The 19,303-nt window shown below is 61.0% G+C and carries 21 protein-coding genes and 1 tRNA gene; 9 read left to right on the top strand and 13 right to left on the bottom strand.

Going from position 1 to position 19,303, the window contains the following annotated elements:
• Positions 1-151 precede the first annotated feature (151 nt).
• The gene (gene gabD / locus ABX75_RS04065; RefSeq protein ID WP_034095304.1) at positions 152-1,594 is read right to left on the bottom strand and encodes an NADP-dependent succinate-semialdehyde dehydrogenase; all 1,443 of its coding nucleotides are present in this window, start codon (positions 1,592-1,594) and stop codon (positions 152-154) included.
• Positions 1,595-1,816: 222 nt separating this feature from the next.
• Positions 1,817-2,641 (bottom strand): helix-turn-helix domain-containing protein, encoded by an 825-nt coding sequence (locus ABX75_RS04070; protein WP_034095303.1) that lies wholly within the window; start codon positions 2,639-2,641, stop codon positions 1,817-1,819.
• A 133-nt stretch (positions 2,642-2,774) separates the two neighbouring features.
• On the opposite strand from ABX75_RS04070, the gene ABX75_RS04075 reads away from it, so the two are divergent.
• The 5 genes from ABX75_RS04075 to ABX75_RS04090 all read left to right on the top strand — a co-directional run bounded on the left by ABX75_RS04075 (position 2,775) and on the right by ABX75_RS04090 (position 6,328).
• The gene (locus tag ABX75_RS04075) at positions 2,775-2,963 is read left to right on the top strand and encodes a DUF1656 domain-containing protein (protein WP_034095412.1); all 189 of its coding nucleotides are present in this window, start codon (positions 2,775-2,777) and stop codon (positions 2,961-2,963) included.
• A 12-nt stretch (positions 2,964-2,975) separates the two neighbouring features.
• Positions 2,976-3,884, top strand: a complete 909-nt coding sequence (locus tag ABX75_RS04080; RefSeq protein ID WP_047881493.1) for an HlyD family secretion protein — start codon at positions 2,976-2,978, stop codon at positions 3,882-3,884.
• On the top strand, positions 3,884-5,860 hold the full coding sequence (locus ABX75_RS04085; protein ID WP_047881494.1) for an FUSC family protein: 1,977 nt from the start codon (positions 3,884-3,886) through the stop codon (positions 5,858-5,860). Before ABX75_RS04080 ends, ABX75_RS04085 begins: the two co-directional genes overlap by 1 nt.
• 61 nt (positions 5,861-5,921) lie before the next feature.
• Entirely contained in the window at positions 5,922-6,107 is a 186-nt protein-coding gene (locus ABX75_RS28940; protein ID WP_143506442.1) for a hypothetical protein, read from the top strand.
• Positions 6,108-6,251: 144 nt separating this feature from the next.
• A tRNA-Arg gene (locus tag ABX75_RS04090) sits at positions 6,252-6,328 on the top strand.
• An 87-nt stretch (positions 6,329-6,415) separates the two neighbouring features.
• On the opposite strand, the gene ABX75_RS04095 is transcribed toward ABX75_RS04090, so the two are convergent.
• Positions 6,416-7,480, bottom strand: a complete 1,065-nt coding sequence (locus tag ABX75_RS04095) for a 2,3-butanediol dehydrogenase (RefSeq protein ID WP_232925220.1) — start codon at positions 7,478-7,480, stop codon at positions 6,416-6,418.
• 376 nt (positions 7,481-7,856) lie between these two features.
• Between ABX75_RS04095 and ABX75_RS04100 the strand changes: the two genes are divergently transcribed.
• A complete protein-coding gene (locus ABX75_RS04100; RefSeq protein ID WP_034095299.1) occupies positions 7,857-8,492 on the top strand; it encodes a LysE family translocator in 636 nt (211 codons plus the stop codon).
• Positions 8,493-8,552: 60 nt separating this feature from the next.
• On the opposite strand, the gene ABX75_RS04105 is transcribed toward ABX75_RS04100, so the two are convergent.
• The 7 genes from ABX75_RS04105 to ABX75_RS04135 all read right to left on the bottom strand — a co-directional run bounded on the left by ABX75_RS04105 (position 8,553) and on the right by ABX75_RS04135 (position 14,797).
• Positions 8,553-9,137, bottom strand: coding sequence for a hypothetical protein (locus ABX75_RS04105; protein WP_047881495.1), 585 nt, complete (start codon positions 9,135-9,137; stop codon positions 8,553-8,555).
• A complete protein-coding gene (locus ABX75_RS04110) occupies positions 9,134-9,706 on the bottom strand; it encodes an RNA polymerase sigma factor (RefSeq protein WP_047881496.1) in 573 nt (190 codons plus the stop codon). Before ABX75_RS04110 ends, ABX75_RS04105 begins: the two co-directional genes overlap by 4 nt.
• 101 nt (positions 9,707-9,807) lie before the next feature.
• Positions 9,808-11,448 (bottom strand): VWA domain-containing protein, encoded by a 1,641-nt coding sequence (locus ABX75_RS04115; RefSeq protein WP_047881497.1) that lies wholly within the window; start codon positions 11,446-11,448, stop codon positions 9,808-9,810.
• A 1,010-nt stretch (positions 11,449-12,458) separates the two neighbouring features.
• Positions 12,459-13,109, bottom strand: a complete 651-nt coding sequence (locus ABX75_RS04120) for a DUF799 domain-containing protein (RefSeq protein ID WP_034095295.1) — start codon at positions 13,107-13,109, stop codon at positions 12,459-12,461.
• Positions 13,106-13,468, bottom strand: coding sequence for a DUF4810 domain-containing protein (locus tag ABX75_RS04125; protein ID WP_017848623.1), 363 nt, complete (start codon positions 13,466-13,468; stop codon positions 13,106-13,108). Before ABX75_RS04125 ends, ABX75_RS04120 begins: the two co-directional genes overlap by 4 nt.
• Before the next feature lie 29 nt (positions 13,469-13,497).
• Positions 13,498-14,244, bottom strand: coding sequence for a CsgG/HfaB family protein (locus ABX75_RS04130; RefSeq protein ID WP_371263973.1), 747 nt, complete (start codon positions 14,242-14,244; stop codon positions 13,498-13,500).
• The gene (locus ABX75_RS04135; protein WP_034112920.1) at positions 14,216-14,797 is read right to left on the bottom strand and encodes a hypothetical protein; all 582 of its coding nucleotides are present in this window, start codon (positions 14,795-14,797) and stop codon (positions 14,216-14,218) included. Before ABX75_RS04135 ends, ABX75_RS04130 begins: the two co-directional genes overlap by 29 nt.
• A gap of 172 nt (positions 14,798-14,969) precedes the next feature.
• Between ABX75_RS04135 and ABX75_RS04140 the strand changes: the two genes are divergently transcribed.
• Together ABX75_RS04140 and ABX75_RS04145 are read left to right on the top strand one after the other, a co-directional pair.
• Positions 14,970-15,581, top strand: a complete 612-nt coding sequence (locus tag ABX75_RS04140; protein ID WP_047881498.1) for a hypothetical protein — start codon at positions 14,970-14,972, stop codon at positions 15,579-15,581.
• A 16-nt stretch (positions 15,582-15,597) separates the two neighbouring features.
• The gene (locus ABX75_RS04145; RefSeq protein WP_034095290.1) at positions 15,598-16,185 is read left to right on the top strand and encodes a lipoprotein; all 588 of its coding nucleotides are present in this window, start codon (positions 15,598-15,600) and stop codon (positions 16,183-16,185) included.
• A gap of 104 nt (positions 16,186-16,289) precedes the next feature.
• Here ABX75_RS04145 and ABX75_RS04150 read toward each other — a convergent pair whose 3' ends face one another.
• The 3 genes from ABX75_RS04150 to ABX75_RS04160 form a co-directional block, all read right to left on the bottom strand.
• Positions 16,290-16,772 (bottom strand): hypothetical protein, encoded by a 483-nt coding sequence (locus ABX75_RS04150; protein WP_053060071.1) that lies wholly within the window; start codon positions 16,770-16,772, stop codon positions 16,290-16,292.
• Between the two features lie 87 nt (positions 16,773-16,859).
• Positions 16,860-17,291 carry a hypothetical protein gene (locus ABX75_RS04155; RefSeq protein ID WP_047881499.1) on the bottom strand — a complete coding sequence of 144 codons (432 nt, stop codon included), beginning with the start codon at positions 17,289-17,291 and terminating at the stop codon, positions 16,860-16,862.
• A gap of 48 nt (positions 17,292-17,339) precedes the next feature.
• Complete coding sequence (locus ABX75_RS04160; RefSeq protein ID WP_040265218.1) at positions 17,340-18,248, bottom strand: LysR family transcriptional regulator; 909 nt, start codon at positions 18,246-18,248, stop codon at positions 17,340-17,342.
• Positions 18,249-18,375: 127 nt separating this feature from the next.
• Here ABX75_RS04160 and ABX75_RS04165 point away from each other — a divergent pair, with 127 nt between their 5' ends.
• A complete protein-coding gene (locus ABX75_RS04165) occupies positions 18,376-19,128 on the top strand; it encodes an SDR family oxidoreductase (RefSeq protein ID WP_047881500.1) in 753 nt (250 codons plus the stop codon).
• The last annotated feature ends 175 nt before the right edge of the window (positions 19,129-19,303 follow it).

Genomic DNA, 19,303 nt, shown 5'->3' on the forward strand with positions numbered 1-19,303 from the left:
TGGTCCAAGGAATACGTGGCGGGGAGGCAACTACGGCAGCATGCGATGATCGACTGCCACAGCTTTCCCGGCCACTACGAATAACGATGTGACACACGCAAAGGGTCAGCGCTCTCGTGCCCTCTGCGTTTACTGCAATCTCTTACGGGGCTTAGATGCCCAGGCAGAGGTATTTGATTTCCAGGTAATCCTCGATACCGTACTTGGACCCTTCACGGCCCAGGCCCGAGGCCTTGATGCCGCCGAACGGCGCCACTTCGTTGGAGATCAACCCGGTGTTGACGCCGACCATGCCGTATTCCAGGGCTTCGGCCACGCGGAACACACGGCCCAGGTCGCGAGCATAGAAGTAGGAAGCCAGGCCGAATTCGGTGTCGTTGGACATGGCGATCACTTCGGCTTCGTCTTTGAAGCGGAACAGCGGCGCCAGCGGGCCGAAGGTTTCTTCCTTGGCCACGGCAGCGTCTTTAGGCACATCGACCAAGATGGTCGGCTCGAAGAAGTTGCCTTCAATCACCTTACCGCCGCTGAGCAGCTTGGCGCCCTTCTTCACCGCATCGGCGATGTGCTCCTGCACCTTGGCCACGGCTTTTTCGTCGATCAGCGGGCCAGTGGTGGTGCCTTCTTCCAGACCGTTGCCGATCTTGAGCTTGGCCACCGCCACCTTGAGTTTTTCCGCGAACGCGTCGTATACCGAATCCTGGATGTACAGGCGGTTGGCGCAGACGCAGGTCTGGCCGTTGTTGCGGTACTTGGAGATGATCGCGCCTTCGACGGCCTTATCCAGGTCGGCGTCGTCGAACACGATAAACGGCGCGTTGCCGCCCAGTTCCAGGGACACTTTCTTGATGTCCTTGGCGCATTCGGCCATCAACTGGCGACCGATTTCGGTCGAGCCGGTGAAGGACAATTTGCGCACGATCGGGTTGCTGGTCAGTTCGCCGCCGATGTCGCCGGCGCTGCCGGTGACCACGCTCAACACGCCTTTCGGGATACCGGCACGGTGCGCCAGTTCCACCAGGGCCAGGGCCGAAAATGGGGTTTGCGAGGCCGGTTTGATGACCATGGTGCAACCGGCGGCCAAGGCCGGGCCGGCTTTGCGAGTGATCATCGCGGCCGGGAAGTTCCACGGGGTGATCGCAGCGGTCACGCCGATCGGCTGCTTGATCACGATCAGGCGCTTGTCGGGCTGGTGGCCGGGGATCACGTCACCGTAGATGCGTTTGGCTTCTTCGGCGAACCACTCGATAAAGGACGCGGCGTAGACGATTTCGCCCTTGGCTTCGGCCAGCGGCTTGCCTTGTTCGAGGGTCATCAGGCGACCGAGGTCTTCCTGGTTTTCGATCAGCAGTTCGAACCAACGACGCAGCTTGTTGGCGCGCTCCTTGGCGGTCAGTGCGCGCCAGGCTGGCAGCGCCTTGTCGGCGGCTTCGATGGCGCGGCGGGTTTCTGCGGCGCCCATCTTTGGCACGGTGCCGAGAATCTCACCGGTGGCCGGGTTGTTGACCTTGATGGTCTGGCCGTTGTCCGCATCGACCCAAGCGCCATCGATAAAGGCTTGCTGGCGGAACAACTGGGCATCTTTAAGCTGCATGTCGGGTTTCCTTAACAGCACCGCGCGCACGCGGAGCGAATTAGAGTTGTTGAAAGGCGCCTTGTGGGCTGCCGTCAGGGAAATCAGCCCCTGCGCGCGAGTGAAGCGAAAAAGCGCACGGGAGACAGAGCGTTTGAAATCTCAAACGAATCCTAGGATCAATGGGGGTGCAGGGCAATAGGATGTTCGAAAAAAAGAACGAAAACGGCGAATTCGCTGACGTTATCTGACCAGCGTAGGCGCTGCCGAAGTCTTGGCCATGCCAGTACTGCGCACGTACCGCGCCGGCGACGCGCCCAGGGTCTTTCGGAACATGCTGATAAAAGAGCTCACCGACTCATAACCCAGCACTTCGGCAGTGCGTTGGACGGTCTCTCCTTCCGCCAGGCTCTGCAATGCCACAATCAACTGCCATTGCCGGCGCCACTGGCCAAAGGTCAGGCCGGTTTCGCTTTTGACCAGCCGAGCCAGGGAGCGCTCGCTCATGGCCACCTGCCGCGCCCAATCGGCGATGGTCGAGCGGTTGGAAGGGTCCTGCGCCAGGGCCTTGGCGATGGTGCGCAAGGGGGAAGCGGCAGGAAGGGGCAGGTACAACTGCTCGCAGCGTGCCATTTCCAGCTGTTCGAGCAATACGCTGGTCAACCGAGCCGTGGGAGAGTCCGCCGGGTACGCCTGGTCCTGAGCGCTGAGATGAAAGATCAGTTCGAGAATCACCGGTGACAACGCCAATGTGCAGCATTGATCGGGCAGCGCCGCCGCCTCAGGTTCAACCAGCAGAAAGCACACTTGCCCATTCGCCGTGACCCGGTTGCTGTGGGACACACCGGCCGGAATCCACACACCGAACCCCGGTGGCACCATCCACACCCCATTCTCCACCGTACAAACGATACCGCCGCGACAGGCCACGACCAGTTGGCCTTTGCGGTGCTCATGCACGGGAAACTCCCTGGCGTGCTGCTGCGTGGTCAGCATCAGCGCCACGGCGGGCTGACCGAGGTCGTCCAGTTCGAATTGCTCCAGCGGCGGGCGCTTAACGTCCTGCATTGGCATCTCTCACATTGACCGGATTTGATTATTAATTGGCAGTGTAGTCGATATCGGCACATCCGGTTGTTGCGTAGCATTCTCATCCAGTAGCGCTCGTTCCCTGCGAGCCCATCGATTTACGGTGATGACGATGCTGAGTGAACTGTCGATTGCGAACCTCTACATCCCTCCGCTGTTGGCCTATCTGATCGCCTCGGCCCTCGCTTACCAAGCGTTGAAACATTTAGTCGATGGCCCCTTGGAGTGGACATGGCATCCCAGCCTGTCGCGCTTTTTTGTGCTGCTGATCATTTTGGCCACGCTGTTTCTGACGGTTTGAGTGAGGCCGCCCATGTCTGTCGTCAAATGCCTTAAAGCCTCCGCGACCCTGGCCCTGGGCCTTGTCGCCCTCGCCTTGTGCATGCAGCTGTGGCGTGCCTACGTGTTGGCGCCCTGGACCCGCGATGGGCGGGTCAGCGCTCAAATTATCCGCATAGCCCCAGAGGTGTCCGGCCAGGTCGAACACCTGGCGGTGGCTGATAATCAATGGGTGTCCAAAGGCGATCTGCTCTACCGCATCGACCAGCGCGACTATTTGCTGGCCCAGCGCCAACGGGCGGCAGAGCTGGCCGAAGCGCAAAGTGTGTTTGAGCAACGCAACGAACAATTCAAACGTCGCACTCGCCTCGGGGACGCCATTGCCCGCGAGGAAATCGACAACGCCGCTCGCGCCCTGAACGTCGCCAAAGCTCGCCTCGATGCCGCGCAGGGCCAATTGGCCAGAGCGCGGCTGGACCTGGAGCGCACGACCCTGCGTTCCCCCGTAGACGGCTATGTCACTCAACTGCGCTTACAGCCAGGCGATTACGCAGCCCACGGCGATACCAATTTGTTCGTGGTCGATAGCCATAGCTTTTGGGTCACTGGCTATTTCGAAGAGACCAAGCTCTCCAACATCCGCGAAGGCGCGCCCGCGGCCATCAAGCTGATGGGCTTCTCGCCACTGCTCAAGGGACACGTCGCCAGTATCGGACGCGGGATCGCCGATGGTAATGAACTGCGCAACGACAGCGGGTTACCTCAAGTCAGCCCGACGTTCAGCTGGATACGACTGGCCCAGCGCGTGCCTGTACGCATCGAGCTGGATAACGTTCCGACCGGGGTCGAACTGGCGGCGGGGATGACGGCGAGCGTTGAGATCGTCGATGCGCAGTCGCCGTCGCACTGGAGGTTCACCCACTGGCTGCAGGGGTTTATGTGATGGCCGAGTATGTCCGCCGCGCGCTCGCCTCATTACCTCTGCCGTGGACGGCCGATACCTTCGCGTATGTGTTGCGCAGCATCATCGCCGCAACCCTTGCGCTCTGGCTGGGTTTTGAGTTGCAACTGGACTCGCCTTTTTCTGCGGCCTCCACCGTGCTCCTGCTGGTGCATCCGGTGCAAGGGGCGGTGGTCGGCAAGGGCTTCAACCGTATGGTTGGAACGCTTATCGGGGTGACTGCGGCCTTTATCCTGCTGGGCATGTTCGCTCAGCAGATGCTGCTGTTCATCTTCGGCGTCGGCCTGTGGCTCGGCTTATGTGTGGCGGCAATGACGCTGCTGCGGCATTACCAGGCAACTGCGGCGGTAGTCGCCGGCTACACCGTGTGCCTGGCGTTGGGCCCCGCCATTGTCGCCCCCGAGCAAGGCTTCGATCACATCGTGACCCGAGGCACCGCCGTGGTGGTCGGCGTGTTCAGCCTCAGCCTTATTGCCACGCTGGGCAGTCGTAAAACCATTGATAGCAAGCTGCTGAACGCGCTGGTCGACGTGTCTGCCCGCGCTGCACACCAGTTGGCTGATCGGCTCACCAACGAAGAAACACCCGAGCTGGCCGCGCAGCGCGCGCAGCTGTCGATGGACATCGGCAAAGTGGATGAGCTTCTCGGCATCGGCTGGGGTGAGTCCGTGCTTATCCGCACGCGTCTGCCCGTTATTCAAACCGGTCTCGCTCAATTGCAGTCGGCCGTTATGGATATACGCCTGGACGATCACGATGCCCCGGGTTGGTTGTTGAACCGGATCAGTAAACCGCTTCGGCACCTGGGCGAGGCTTTAGCCGATCGTACCGTCGACTTCACTACGGCGGCGGATCGGGTGAAACGAGCAATGAACGCGCTTGAGAACGAGGAAACGGTTGGCGGCCTTCGCACCGACTCTGCCCTCACGGCGTTAGGGGTGGAGCGCTTGCGCGAGCAGCTTGCAGATCTGAATGCCGCCCTGCACAGCTTCTCCAGCCTTGAGCGCGACACTCAAGCGCGCCAAACGGTGAAGGGCTTTCATCGCAACTATCAGGACGCCGCTCGCAACGGTCTGCGTGCCTTGGGCGCCACCCTGGTCGCCGGTGCCGTGTGGTACCTGAGCGGCTGGAATCAAGGCCCCACCCTGTTGGCGGTGCTGGGGCCCTGCTGCACGTTATCGGCTGCGGCGCCCGACCCGGTTCAAGGCATCATCGGTTTTATCAAAGGGACCTTTTACGCCACGCTGGCCGCACTGGTGTGCAAATTTTTACTGATGCCGGCGATCAATGGCTTTCCACTGCTTGTAGTGATGCTGGCGTTGTTCTGGTCATTCGGCATTCACGCCACCACCCGACCTCGTCAAGCCCTCATCGGGATCGCCTACCTGATTGCGTTCAACACGCTGGTCAGCACTGGCGCGACCGCTCATTACGACTTCGCCGACTTCGTCAACCAAGCGCTCGCCTGGTTTGTCGCGATGGGCATCTGTCTTCTGGCGTTCAACATTGTTCCGAAAAAGCCCCAGCACACCGTGCAAGCACTCAAACGCTCGCTGCTACACGCAACGCGCCGGCTTCTGCATCGAGCAGACACGCTCAATCATCGCCGGTGGCAAGCGCAACAACAGCACCGCATCGTCGCCTTGAAAAGCCTGTTGGGCGCCCACCGTCAGGGGGATTACGAGGCTGGCTATCTATCGCTCCAACTCAGCCGCGAACTGGCACGACTCCAACACCACACACGTCGCCTGCCCCCCGGCTCGCCGATTGCCCGCTGCGCAGCCACGGCCAATAGAAGGCTGACCCGTTCGACTTACCACACCGCCATCGGTGCCGCACAAGCACGCAGAGCAGCCAAGTCCATGCAGCGGCTGGGCGCCGAGCAGTGGGCAGCGCGTTACCGAAACCTGGCCTGGCTGCTGGAGCGATACGAAAACGCAACGACGGCCATCACCTGAAGGTCGGCCGCTTTCGCGGTATTGCCGACTGCTTATTCCCACTCACGAAGGTACTTGCAGAATGAACACGTTAATCAAGTGGATCGCGCTCGCTTCAATCACCACCCTGCCAGTGTTTGCCCACGCCGAGGGCGGCGCGGACGCCTTGACGCGCTGGCATGAGCAGAACAGAACGACCCAGCCAAAAGCCCCCAAACCACCCCACGGCCACCCGCCACATCAGTCCACGGCTGCGCCAGAGTCCTGAACCCAGCCCCCATGGACCGGGCGGCGACATCAAGCGGGCAAGCCCTCAGCGACACCGCAGACGTAAGACCCTGCCCTGATTTGCCCCTTCACCGCCCTGCAACTGGACGCCCCCCGGCCAGATGAGTATCATGGCGCCCGCATTGCATCCGTAGCTCAGCTGGATAGAGTACTGCCCTCCGAAGGCAGGGGTCGTGGGTTCGAATCCCGCCGGGTGCACCAGATACAGATAAAAAAGCCCCAGGCCGAAAGACCTGGGGCTTTTTCATGTGTGTTGGTATCAAGCCACAACCATCACCCCTCCCCCCTTCAAACCCGCGCTGGCGACACAATGATCTTCACATTGTGTTCCTTGTTTTTAACCAGTTCCTCGAAACCCGCCCCCACGATCTGTTCCAGCTGTATGCGCCCCGTCACCAGCGGCGTGATGTCCAGCCGTCCATCGGCGATGAACGCGATCACGTCGGCGAATTCGCCGTTATAGGCCAGCGCACCCAGTACCTGTTTCTCGGTGGCCACCAGCTCGAAGAAGTTGAATTCGCTGGGCTCTTCGAAGATGCCCACCAGGACGCATTTGCCGGCTTTGCGGATCAGGTCGATGGCGAGTTTGGCGGTGTGTTTGTTGCCGATGCATTCGAAGCTGACGTCCGCGCCGAGCCCGCCGGTGAGGCGGCGTACTTCGGCCAGGGCGTCGCATTGGTTGGGATCGAGTACGTGGGTCGCGCCCACTTCCTTGGCCTTGGCCTTGCGGGCTCCGGACATTTCCAGGGCGATCACTTGGGCCGCGCCCGCCGCCTTGGCGCACATGATGGTGCACAGGCCGATGGTGCCGGCGCCGACCACCACAACGTTTTGCCCCAGCAGGCTGCCGGCTTTTTTCACGGCGTGCATGCCGACCGCGAGGGGTTCGATCAGTGCACCGGCTTCGGCGGGAAAGTTGGCGGGCAGCTTATACAGCAGGTTGGCGGGTACGTTGACGAGTTCGGCGAAGGCGCCGTTGTTCATCAGCCCGGTGAACGCCAGGTTTTCACAGATGTTGTACAGGCCGTGGGTGCAGTAGTAGCAGGTGCCGCAATGTTGGCAGGCATCGGCCGCCACCGGTTCGCCGACGCTGAAGCCTTGCACGCCGGCGCCGAGTTCGACGATTTCGCCACAGAACTCGTGACCGAGGATGCACTGGCCCTTGATGCCGGTCAGTGGGTGCGGCGCATCGACCGGGATGAACACCGGCCCGGCCACGTACTCATGCAGATCGGAGCCGCAAATGCCGCACCATTGCACGCGGATCTGCACCCAGCCGGCGGGCGGCGCATCGGGCAGGGGAACATCTTCGACGCGGATATCGTGACGGCCGTGCCAGACAGCGGCACGCATGCTGCGTTGCGGGTTGATCGTTAGGGTCATGGCAAGGCTCCTTGAAACGGCAGTGAATGACAAACCCCGCGGGGGGTTGCGAGGGCCAGAGCAAGGCCGGTGCCAGCTGCGCGAAAATCCTCGCACAGGCGTTTTTTAGAGCGATCCGTGGCACAACCCGCGCTGGCCGCAATCACCGTCGAATGAGACGCCCTGAATCAGCCCTCTGAGAAAGCGCTGGGCGATTGAGACGCTCCGTCTCATGGCTGCGTGCCTGTATGACGTTTTGTCGGGCCATCTGTATCTAACGCGCCGCCTTCGGCCGCCCTACCATCGTGCGCATCCCGCCACCCGCGACCACGCGCCCACGGCTGGCATTACCTACAGGAGTTACCCCATGCCCGAACTGTCGAGCCTGCTGGCGTTTGGTCTGATTTGCCTCGGGATGGTGCTGACGCCCGGCCCGAACATGATCTATCTGATCTCCCGCTCAATCTGCCAAGGGCGGGTCGCGGGCTTGATTTCCCTGGGCGGCGTGGCGTTGGGATTTATGGTTTATATGCTCTGCGCGGCGCTGGGTATTACCGCTCTGCTGATGGCGGTGCCGTTCGCGTATGACGCGCTCAAGCTCGGCGGCGCGTTGTATTTGCTGTACCTGGCCTGGCAAGCGGTGAAGCCCGGTGGGCGGTCGGCGTTTCAGTTGCGCGAGCTGCCTCAGGACGGGCCGCGCCGGCTGTTTATGATGGGCTTTATCACCAACCTACTGAACCCGAAAGTTGCGGTGATATACCTGTCGTTGCTGCCCCAATTCATCGTGCCCGATGGCCACGGCAGTGTGCTGGCGCAGTCCCTCGTGCTGGGGTTTACCCAGATCATGATCAGTGTGAGCGTTAACGCGTTGATCGCCCTGTCGGCGGGCTCCATCGCCTCGTTTCTGGCGGCCAAACCACTATGGCAGTTGGTACAGCGCTGGTTGATGGGTACGGTGCTGGCAGGGCTGGCCGTGCGCATGGCGCTGGAAGGGCGGCGCTGAGGGTGCAGCATATAAAAGCCCCAGGTTGAGAGACCTGGGGCTTTTTTCGTGAGCCTGGTTTCAGCGCGGCTGCAGCGCCTCCAATCGCGCTGGCAGATCTTCCTGGGGAAAGCGCTGGTGCAGCGCCAGCAGTTTTTCATCCGCCGCTCGGGTTTGGCCTGCTGCGCGTAGGTTCACAATTTCCTGCAACCCCTCCTCCAGGCTCGGCAACCCCGGCGGCGCGCGCTTGCTCAAGGGTTTTGCCGCTGGCGCCTGGGCCAGCGAGCCGGTGATTTCGGCCTGAGCACTCTCGGCCTTGGGTGCGACAGCCATACGCGCCATCGGCGCAGGGGCGGGTGCCGGCGGTGGAGCTTGGTCGTGGAGCGCGGAGAAGGTCGCGGTGGACACTTCGGGTTGCGGCACCGGCGAGCGCATGACCACGCCGACCATGAGCGCGACGCCGGCGACGGTGGCGAACGCCATTTGCCAGCGTGGGCGTTGGCGGGCGTGCAGCCAGCGTTGCCAAAGGCTCGGTTGCGGCGCCGGGGCTTCGCGGCGGGCGGCGTTGAGGATGAAGGCATCGAGAGACGCGGGCGGCTCGCCGGTGCTGTGTTGACGCAAATGCTGGAGCAGCTCGTCGTCAGGGGTGTGTCGGGAGTCAGTCATACAGGTACCTCCTCGGCCAGCAGACGACGCAATTTCTGCTGGGCGTAGCGCAAGCGGCTTTTTACGGTTTCCAGCGGGGTCTGGGTGAGCGCGGCGATTTGCGGTACCTCAAGGTCGCCATGCAGACGCAGCAGGAACACTTCACGCTGGTCTTCGGGCAAGTCTTGCAGGGCCGCGTCGAGGCGCGCCTGGTCGCGGCTCAGGCTCAATTGCTGCTCAGGGCCGGCGCTGTGGTCGGGCTGAGCGTGCAGGTGCTCGTCGTAGCTGTCGTGCAATGGGTTGTGGATGCCGTGCTTGCGCCAGTGGTCGATCAAGCGATTGCGGGCAATCTGAAACAGCCATGTGCGAAAGCTCGCCCGGCCTTGTGGCTGACTGGCGCTGCGGATCAGGCTGAGCCAGGTCTCCTGATAAATTTCCTCGGCCAGTTCGGCCTTGTTGCTCAGGGATACGAGGAAACGATACAGACCTTGGCGATGCCGCGCGTACAAAACTTCGAACGCAACGGCATCACCGGTCCGGTAACGGGCCAGCAACGCTTCGTCGCTGGAGGGGTCATCTGGAACAGCCATGTAGGGGGCGAACTCCTTTTGTAAAGTTAACGCGGTTCAAATGTGGGAGGGCGCTTGCTCCCGATCGCGGTCTATCAGTAACAGCAATGTGGTGTTCGAGATCAGGGCTTGAGGCTTTGGGCCAACTCCACCAGTTGCACGAACTCGTTGCGCAGGCCGAACGGGTCGTCGCCCCGCGCCGAGCGGGCCAGTGCGGCGGTGTCTTTCAACGTCATGCTGCCAGTGTAGCGGCCATCGCCCTTGAGTTGCTGGGCGAACGCAGCCACTGCCGCCGCAAAGCGCAAATCGTCGCTGGCCTGGGTGGTTTGGCCAGTGATTGGCCGTTCGATCAAGCGGCTATCGCCACCTGCGGCAGGCTTGTAGCGCACGCGCAGCATGGCCAGCTCCTCGGACTGCCCCTCGGCCACAGCCGCGCCGGCATAGCGCAGCGGCTCCAGCCAACCCTTCTGCCCCTTTGGCACAATTTCGTACAGCGCGGTAACGGTATGGCCGGCGCCGATCTCACCGGCGTCTACCTTGTCGTTATTGAAATCCTCACGCTTGAGGGCGCGGTTTTCGTAGCCGAGCAGGCGATATTCGCTGACCCGCGCAGGGTTGAATTCCACCTGCAATTTCACATCCCGCGCCACCACGGCGAGGGTCGAGCTGAGCTGGTCCACCAGCACTTTGCGTGCTTCGCGCAAGGTGTCGATATAGGCGTAGTTACCGTCACCGGCGTCGGCCAATTGCTCCATCAGGTGCTCGTTGTAGTTGTCCACGCCAAAGCCCAGTGTGGTGAGGGACACGCCGCTCTTACGCTGCTGCGCCGCCATCTGCTTGAGGCTGTCGAAGTCACTGACGCCGACGTTGAAGTCGCCGTCGGTGGCCAGCAGGATGCGGTTGATGCCGTTGTCGATAAAGCCTTCGCGGGCCATCTGGTAAGCCAGCTCAATACCCGACGCCCCCGCCGTGGCACCACCGGCAGTGAGCTGGTCGATGGCGTTGCGGATCGCGGCCTTGTCGCGCCCGGACGTGGGCTTGAGCACCACACGGGAGTCGCCGGCGTAGACCACCAGCGACACGCGGTCTTGCTCGCGCAATTGATCCACCAATAACTTCAGGGTGCTTTGCACCAGCGGCAAACCTTCGCGACGGTCCATGGAGCCGGACACATCCACCAGAAATACCAGGTTGGCCGGCGCCAGCTGCGCCACGGCGCGGTCGGACGCCTTGATGCCGATACGCAGTAATTGGGTGTGGGGGTTCCAGGGCGTAGGGGCGACTTCGGTGGTCACGCCGAAGGGTGAGCCATCGGTGGGCAGTGCGTAGTGGTAGGGGAAGTAATTGACCATTTCCTCCAGCCGTACGGCGCCTTCGGGCGGCAGGCTGCCTTGATTGAGGAAGCGTCGTACGTTGGCATAGCTGCCGGTGTCGACATCGACACTGAAAGTCGACACCGGCGTTTCAGCCACGCGGTGCACCGGGTTATCCGGCAGGTTGGCGTATTGCTCACGGGGCTCGCTGCGGTAGTCCATCGTCCTCGATTCCTGCATCGCCAGGCGTGTAGACATCGGCGCGGGGATCGGCATGGGTTTGCTCAGGGCACCTTGCACAGTATCGGCCTCAAGCCGAGAGATCGGGCCCCTGTCGGCCGGTGGCGCCACATCATGGGAGGACGACGCCCCACACCCGGCCAGCGCCAGCGTCAGGGTAACGGCGAAGCCTTGGGCAGCAGGACGTAGCCAGAGCAGAGAGTGAGACATGGGCTGAACCTCGTGAATGAATGATCCGTTCACAAGGTCAGACGCAAGGTGCGGGGGATTCGGGTTAACACCGATTTAGAAAACATCTCAATCGGTGTGGGAAGGAGCTTGCTCCCGATGGCAGAGTGTCAGCCACTGCCTCTAGTGACTGAAACATCGCCATAGGGGGCATGGGTGTCTCCTTAAGGCTTTGGTGAGCAGGCTTGTCGAATCGTCGCGCCGTCCGCGTTGGGGTGCGACGCGGTCCCACATAAGACTACCGCGCTCAATCAGACAAACCTCGTCGCTAGGTTTGGGGCCGCTTCGCGCCCCAGCGCGGGACAAGCCCGCTCACCACAATTAGAGTGTGTGCAGCTGCCCTGTAGTGAGCAGGCTTGCCCTGCGCCGGGCTGCGGAGCAGCCCCAAAACCGGCCAACCGTTTTTGCCTGGCACACCGCAGTGTCGGGAGAGAGGGCCGCTTCGCGCCCCAGCGCGGGACAAGCCCGCTCACCACAATTAGAGTGTGTGCAGCTGCCCTGTAGTGAGCAGGCTTGCCCTGCGCCGGGCTGCGGAGCAGCCCCAAAACCGCCTACCCGTTTTTGCCTGGCGCACCGCAGTGTCTGGAGAGAGGGCAGCTTCGCGCGCCAGCGCGGGGCAAGCCAGCTCACCACAATTAGAGTGTGTGCAGCTGCCCTGTAGTGAGCAGGCTTGCCCTGCGCCGGGCTGCGGAGCAGCCCCAAAACCGCCCAACCGCTTTTGCCTGGCGCACCGCAGTGTCTGGAGAGAGGGCCGCTTCGCGCCCCAGCGCGGGACAAGCCCGCTCACCACAATTAAAGTGTGTGCAGCTGCCCTGTAGTGAGCAGGCTTGCCCTGCGCCGGCCTACGGAGCAGCCCCAAAACCGGCCAACCGTTTTGCCTGGCACACCGCAGTGTCTGGAGAGAGGGCCGCTTCGCGTCCCAGCGCGGGGCAAGCCCGCTCACCACAATTGAAGTGTGTGCAGCTGACCTGTGGTGTTTCAGCGCCGGATTGTCAGTCCGTGCCGTACTTGGGATTACGCGGGCCGTACAGAATCCCCGCCCGTTGCCCCGGCGACAGCAAGCGTGCGCTGGTGATGCCGGCAATCGGGTGCGCGGCGTCGGTGGAGCTGTTGATCACCTGCTTGACCGCCGCGGTGATCAGCATGCCGACCAGGCCACCGCTGTTGTTGTTGCCTTCCTCGCTGGAGGCGCGCGCGGTGCCGGTCCACAGGGTGGTGCCGGTGCGCAGGTCCACCAGTTTGGCCGAGGCGGTCACCGCTGTATCGCTGGAGATCAGCATGTACTTGGTGCCGTACTCGGTGACGGTGATGTACAACGCCGCGTCCGCGCCGAAGATGTCATGCAGCTTGGTCGGCGGCACGGCCTGGATATCGTTGGCGGTGGTCAGGCCGTTCTGGCGGAAGGTTTCGTCCACCAGGGCAATCGGCAGCACGTAGTAGCCGGCTTCGGCCAGCGGGTACGTCACCTGCGACACCAGGCTGTAGGACGCCTGCACTTCCGGCGATTCATTGAGCGGCGGCAGCACCAGGATCGACTTGGGCCGCGCCTGTTTATACGCCGTGTAATCGATGGTCTTGGGTGCCGCGCAACCGCCGAGCAAGGCCAGGGCCAGCAGGGCGCCGGTGAGTTTTAACAGGCTCATTTAGTCGCGACTCCGGTCTTGGCGTTTTTCAGCAGAAAGTCCATGTAGGCGGCGGATTCGGGGAACAGCGCCTTCTCGGTGCGAAATTCCTGCACCATCTGGTCATCCTTGCCCATGCTCAGGTACAGCATGCCCAGGTGGGCGTGGTAACCCGGTGGCGCCTTGCGACCACTGGCGTTGATCTTCTGCAGATCACGCTCCAGCGCTTCGACCTGCGCTTCCTTGGGCTCGCCCTTGAAGTATTCGTAAACCTGCGGCTGGTAGCTTTCCCATTGATACAGGGGCTGGGGCGCCGTCTGGCACCCGGCGACCGTTGCGATTGCTGTCAGCATCAGCGCTAACTTAACTGCCTTGCTCATCCGTGTACTGCTCCTTGAGGTGCTGCTGATCAGTTGCGCGGGTTCCAGGCGCCGGCGTTGATGCCGTCGACCAGCCGATTGATCGCTTCGCGCATGGCCAGGTCCAGGACCTTGCCATTGAGGGTGGAGTCGTAGCTGGCGGTGCCGCCGAAGCCGACCACTTCACGGTTGGACAGTGCGTACTCACCGGCGCCCTGGGTGGAATACACCACTTCGGAGGTGTTGATGTTGACGATATTCAACGCGACTTTGGCGTAGGCCACTTGGGTCTTGCCACGGCCGAGGATGCCGAACAGCTGGCGGTCGCCGGTTTCTTTGCGGCCGAACTCGGTTACATCGCCGGTCACTACATAGTCCGCGCCCTTGAGCTTCTGCACGGTGCCTTTGATTTTGGCTTCCTGGGAAATTTCGCCCATGTTGTCGCGGTCCAGCACGCTGAAGCGGTTGGTCTGCTGCAAGTGGGTGATCAGGATGGTCTTGGCCTGGCCGCCGAGGCGGTCGACGCCATCGGAGAAGATGCCGCGCATATAGCTGGAGCGGTTGTCGAATTTGCCCACGGCAATCGGCACGCGCACGCCGGAGTAGGCGACGTTGGCGCTGGCGACTTGCTCTACCGGCATCGCGCGATTGCTTTCGGTGGCGCAGCCGGCCACGGTCAGCAGCGCTGCGGCGGTGAGGCCGGACAGCAGGGTTTTGCAGAGTGTTTTCACGGAATGCTCCTGGGGTGATAAATCGGTAATGGCAACGTCAGCGAGACGGGATGTCGAGCAGATCATCAACGATGTCGCGACTCAGGACGCCGGTATAAAACCGCTCGACGCTTGAATTGCCGGAGTTGGTGAGGATGCCGCCCATGGTCTTCCATTTTTGCGCCTCCCCCATCACACCGGCGGGTACGAGGTTCTCGCGGGTCTTGGCGAAGTGCAGGACTTCGCTACCCGCCTTCTTGACCTTGACCTGATAGCTGAAATCCACACTGGCCAGAATGGTGTTGTCATCGACGATCAACGTCGACAGGCCGCCTTTGGAGTCCGGGATATGGCGCGTGTAGACGATGCTGACATCCAACAGGTAATCGGCTTTGTCCTTGCTGGGAGCATAACGTTTGGCACTGAGCAACCGATCGACCAGGTCGACGCCCAGTTGCTGGCGCACTTTGTCATCGGGCAGGAAGCGTTCGTTCTTGCCCACCACCTCCACATCGAAGGTGTCGAGCCAATACGTGGCAGTTTTGGGAATGGTCACCGGCGCCGGCGAGATGTAGTAATCCGGCTTGGAGGCGCAGCCCGCCAGGAGGCAGACGGCGAGGAACACGGCAAATGCGCGCATGTCTGAATTCGTCCCTGAAAAGTATCGTGCTTTAAACAGTGGCGGCATTTTACGGAGTTGAGAGGGGTTCTCAAGGTGTTTCGTCGGGCTATGTGCGTTAATGCACACGCCTCAAGTTTTGCTTAAAGGCGTCGAGACACTGACTCGGCTTATTTACTTATAGGGAAATTGCGTGCTTAAAACCCTCCTTCGGGCTACGGCCCTGCTTGCCGCGCTGTCGATGACCGGCTGTGTGTCCTACACCGTCACAGGCCCTATCGCCACCCCGCTCCACCCGGTATCTGTCAGCAGCCCGCGCAGCGCGCAAATCGCCGATGTGACGGTGAGCGCCGCCGACGTCAACGAGGCCAACAGAGCGGCGATCAGCAGCTCCCTGACGGCCCAGATCACTCAGTACGTGCGCACTGCCGGTTACTTCAAGCAAGTCACCGAGTACCCCGTGCGCCTGGGCGAGCAGGACGTCACGCTCAAATTCAACATGACGTCCCTCAAGGGCCATCGCGCACCGCACCCGGCGTACGTGCCTGGCGCGCTGCTGACCCTGACCATCTGGATCTGGGTCAACGGCCCGATCTACGTGGACAGCTTCGACGTGGCCGGCGACCTGGTGATCGTCGACCGCAACGGCAAGGAACTGGCCAAGGCCACAGACTCGATCAAGTTCGAACACAACGTCGGCTTGTACAGCGGCCAATATTGGGCGCCGTCGATGGGTGGCCAACAGCTGACCAAACTGGTCGGGCAACTGCTCGACACCGCCACCGCCAACCTGGCCAAACCGTAATTTCAAGGAGCACCGCGTGAAAGGATTGATCAAACACAGCCTGGTACTGGCCGCTGTCCTGCTGACCGGCTGCGTGTCTTACTCGCAACACGAATTGCCCGCCGTACAAACCTGGCCACCGACTGCCAACGCGCCGGCGCAAAAGCCGACGGCGTACGTGCACACCACGGCGCAGAACCACGTCAACGGCGGCCCGGGCAATGCCGCAGTCGGCGCTCCCGTGGTGCTGTGGGAAAAAGCCGTGGCCGATACGTATCGTGCGTCCAACCGGTTTTCCCGAGTGAGCACCGACAAGGTCGACTCAGATATCTACGTGGATGCCACGCTGCATAACAACGAAGAGTACAGCACGGTGTCGGCGTTCATCACCGGCTTCACGTTCTTTATCATCCCAAGCACGGCGAAGAACATCTTCACCCTGGAAACAGTGTTCAAGGACAAGGAAGGCAAGGAACTGGGCCGCGTCAAAAAAAGCGAATCGGTGCGCACCTGGATGCACCTGGTGCTGATCGTCGGCATCCCGTTCCAGGCGGACACGCGGGAAGTGGTCGAGGCGCTGACGCGCAGCACGCTGGATGAGGCGGTGCAGCGTAAGTTGCTGTAACGCGGACCAAAGGTGGGAGCGGGTTTGACCTGCTCACCACTGCAAGCCGCAAAATCATCAGGGCATGAGAAGAGGCTTGAAGCACAGTGATCTGACCCCGATGTTCATCGGACCGGCACTTCGCACGCACCGGACGGTTCCGGCAATGCAATCACCGCCATCAGTCCACTGCCGAGCGCACCGATCAAAAACGCAGCCATCAGAGGTAAGCCGTTGCTTATAAACCAGACAACCTCGCTGTCACGCATCACCAAATAGGTCAACAGCGCCAGCCATGCAAACGCAACCGTGCCACCGCTCAGCGCAATAGTTTTATAAGCGCTACGGCCCTTCCTGAATCTGCGCAGGGTCACGAACAACGCAAAACCCAGCGCTGGCAGCAGATAAATCAACTGCACCATTACTGGTGTGGAAATAAACACAGCCCACAGCTCCAGCCCGTGCACCTCGCCAAGTGTGCGTGGGTTAGCGAACAGCCGCGCCACCATTGCGACAAATATCACGGGGCCGGCTACCAAACCGACCGCAAAGGGCATAAACCAGAAAGCAAAAAACACTTTCAGATGAGGGTACTTCCCAGTGTTCATAGGTTGATCACTTGAACTTGGCATGGGTGATTTGCTGAGCGCGATTGCGAGTGTTCGCCGAGACTCTCCAAGCGTGCTACTCCAGTTTCAAGGGGTTTGTGTCTGTGTTGAATACGAACGGGCGCAAATTTGCTCCCAACCTTTCTCAATGGTACCGGTGTATTTACCGCACGATGCGTCCTTTAATTGAGCCTCCAGAAAGTCCTGCTGCGGCTCGACCCACAGCAGGCCGATCAAATAGGCCGCGCCCGTCGCCAGCACCAACAATGCCAAGGTCCGAACCAGCATGAATCGTAATGTGGCGACGACGGTACGAGGCCGTTCGAACACGTACGCGAACAGCAGCCCGATACCGCCCCACACAAAACCAGCCGCTGCCGTGCCCAACCCCGCTTGACGACGGTCGAGGTAGGACCAGACCAGCATGAAGGCAGTGGCGCTGACAAACATCACCAGCAAGCACAGCCACTGGCCAATCCGGCATCCTACGGTCGAAAAACGCGCGATTTTAAAGCTCATGGAAACGCCCTCAGGCAAACGTGAGAAGTCACGTTTTGTCGTCTTGTCTTATAGAGTCGGCAAAGGGGTATTGCCGTTCAAGGCTGGAATCTTTGAAAAAACGTCAGTCATAAAATCCATGAACACGATAGCCCGCGTGGGAAGCAGTCTATTGGCGACATAAACCATCTGCACGGGGACAGGGGGAACCGCATGGTCGGTGAGAATGAACTGTAATCTCCCACTTTTGAGCCCGCCCTCAAAGAGCCACGCGGGCCCATGCGCCACACCCAGGCCTGCAGCGACCGCCGCACTCACAGCGTCGGGGGAGTTAACCCTGAGCCTGCCGGCAATCGGAATGTCCGCGTCGCGGAATCGCCAGGTCGCACCGGACGACAGTAAGGTGTAGACGATGCAATCGTGGTCGCGTAGATCATCCGGGGTTTGCGGAACTCCGCGTTTAGCCAAGTAGTCCTTGCTGGCGACGAAGACCCGGTCGTACCACCCAAGAGGCCGGGCGCGCAAGGCGCTGTCCTCCAGCTGTCCTATACGAATGGCGAGTTCAGTGCCTTCATTGACTAGGTCTACGTATCGATCATTGAGTTGGAGATCCAGGACCAATTGAGGGTAGCGCTGCAAAAACGTCGGCACATGCGGCAGTACAAACGCATGCGCGAGCGCTGTCGGACAAGCTACGCGCAAGAGTCCCGATGGGTCGATGTTGTTCCTGAAGGACGATTCGGATTCATCCACCGCATCCAGAATGCGCCGGATGTCCGCATAGTAGCGTTCGCCCTCCGGCGTCAGGGATAGCTTGCGCGTAGACCGGTGGAGCAAACGCGTCTGCAAATGATCCTCCAGAGCCGCTATATAGCGGCTTACATTGGGCTGCCCCAGCCCTAGATCGCGCCCAGCCGCCGAAAAGCTCCCGGTTTCTACGGCACGCGCGAAGCATGTCATCAAAAGAAATCGGTCCACTTCTCCACCTCAACTCATGCCCTATTTGCATGAATCATATGCGAACAGGCGGTCTTATCCTATTCAGCGCATAAGCGCATATTTCTCCATATCGACCGCGGTGGTCGTCATTCACCGGAGAATTCAAATGTCACGCTTGCAAGGTAAACGTACGCTCATCACTGGCGGCACCAGCGGTATCGGCCTGGAAACGGCAAAACACTTCCTGGCCGAGGGTGCTCGCGTGATCATAACGGGTGTAAACCCCGACTCGATTGCAAAGGCTCAGGCCGAGTTGGGCCCGCAAGTGCCGGTGCTGCGCGCCGACTCCGCCAGCGTGGCAGCACAAAAGGAACTGGCACAAGCCATCAAGGAGCACTATGGCCAACTCGATGTTGCCTTTCTCAACGCCGGCGTATCCGTATGGCTGCCCATTGAGGAATGGACGGAAGATAGGTTCGACCGCTCTTTCGACATCAACGTCAAGGGGCCGTACTTCCTGATGCAGGCGCTGTTGCCGGTCTTCGCAAATCCCGCTTCCGTCGTGTTGACTACTTCCGTAAGCGCGCACGCGGGCGCAAATCGCTCGTCCGTGTATGCCGCAACGAAGGCCGCACTGCTGAACATGTCGAAAACGCTCTCGACCGAATTGCTCGGCCGTGGCATCCGTGTCAACGCAGTGAGCCCTGGCACCGTCGAGACTCCCCTTTATGACAAGCTTGGTGTTGCGCAAGCGTATCGCGAGCAACTTAACAAAGAGATCGCGGCAACCATTCCGCTTGGGCGCTTCGGTACCTCCGAAGAGGTGGCCAAAGCCGTGCTGTATCTGGCATCCGACGAGTCGCGTTGGACAGTCGGCTCCGAAATCGTTCTTGACGGCGGCCGCCTGCTGAATGGCTGAGTGCGAGAAAAATAGCAGAACTAGGGGTCAGACCACCTATATACAGTGGTGCACTAATTGTGGTCTGACCCTATTTTTCTCATTTCTGATAGATTGCGGATTGTACGGAGCCTCGGTGCCTTTTATCAGGTCGCCGCCAGTGAATAGGTTGAGGTCACGGCCCTGGACTCTTCCC

This window comes from Pseudomonas sp. ARP3, from assembly GCF_001029595.1.
Taxonomy (GTDB): Bacteria; Pseudomonadota; Gammaproteobacteria; order Pseudomonadales; family Pseudomonadaceae; genus Aquipseudomonas; species Aquipseudomonas rhodesiae.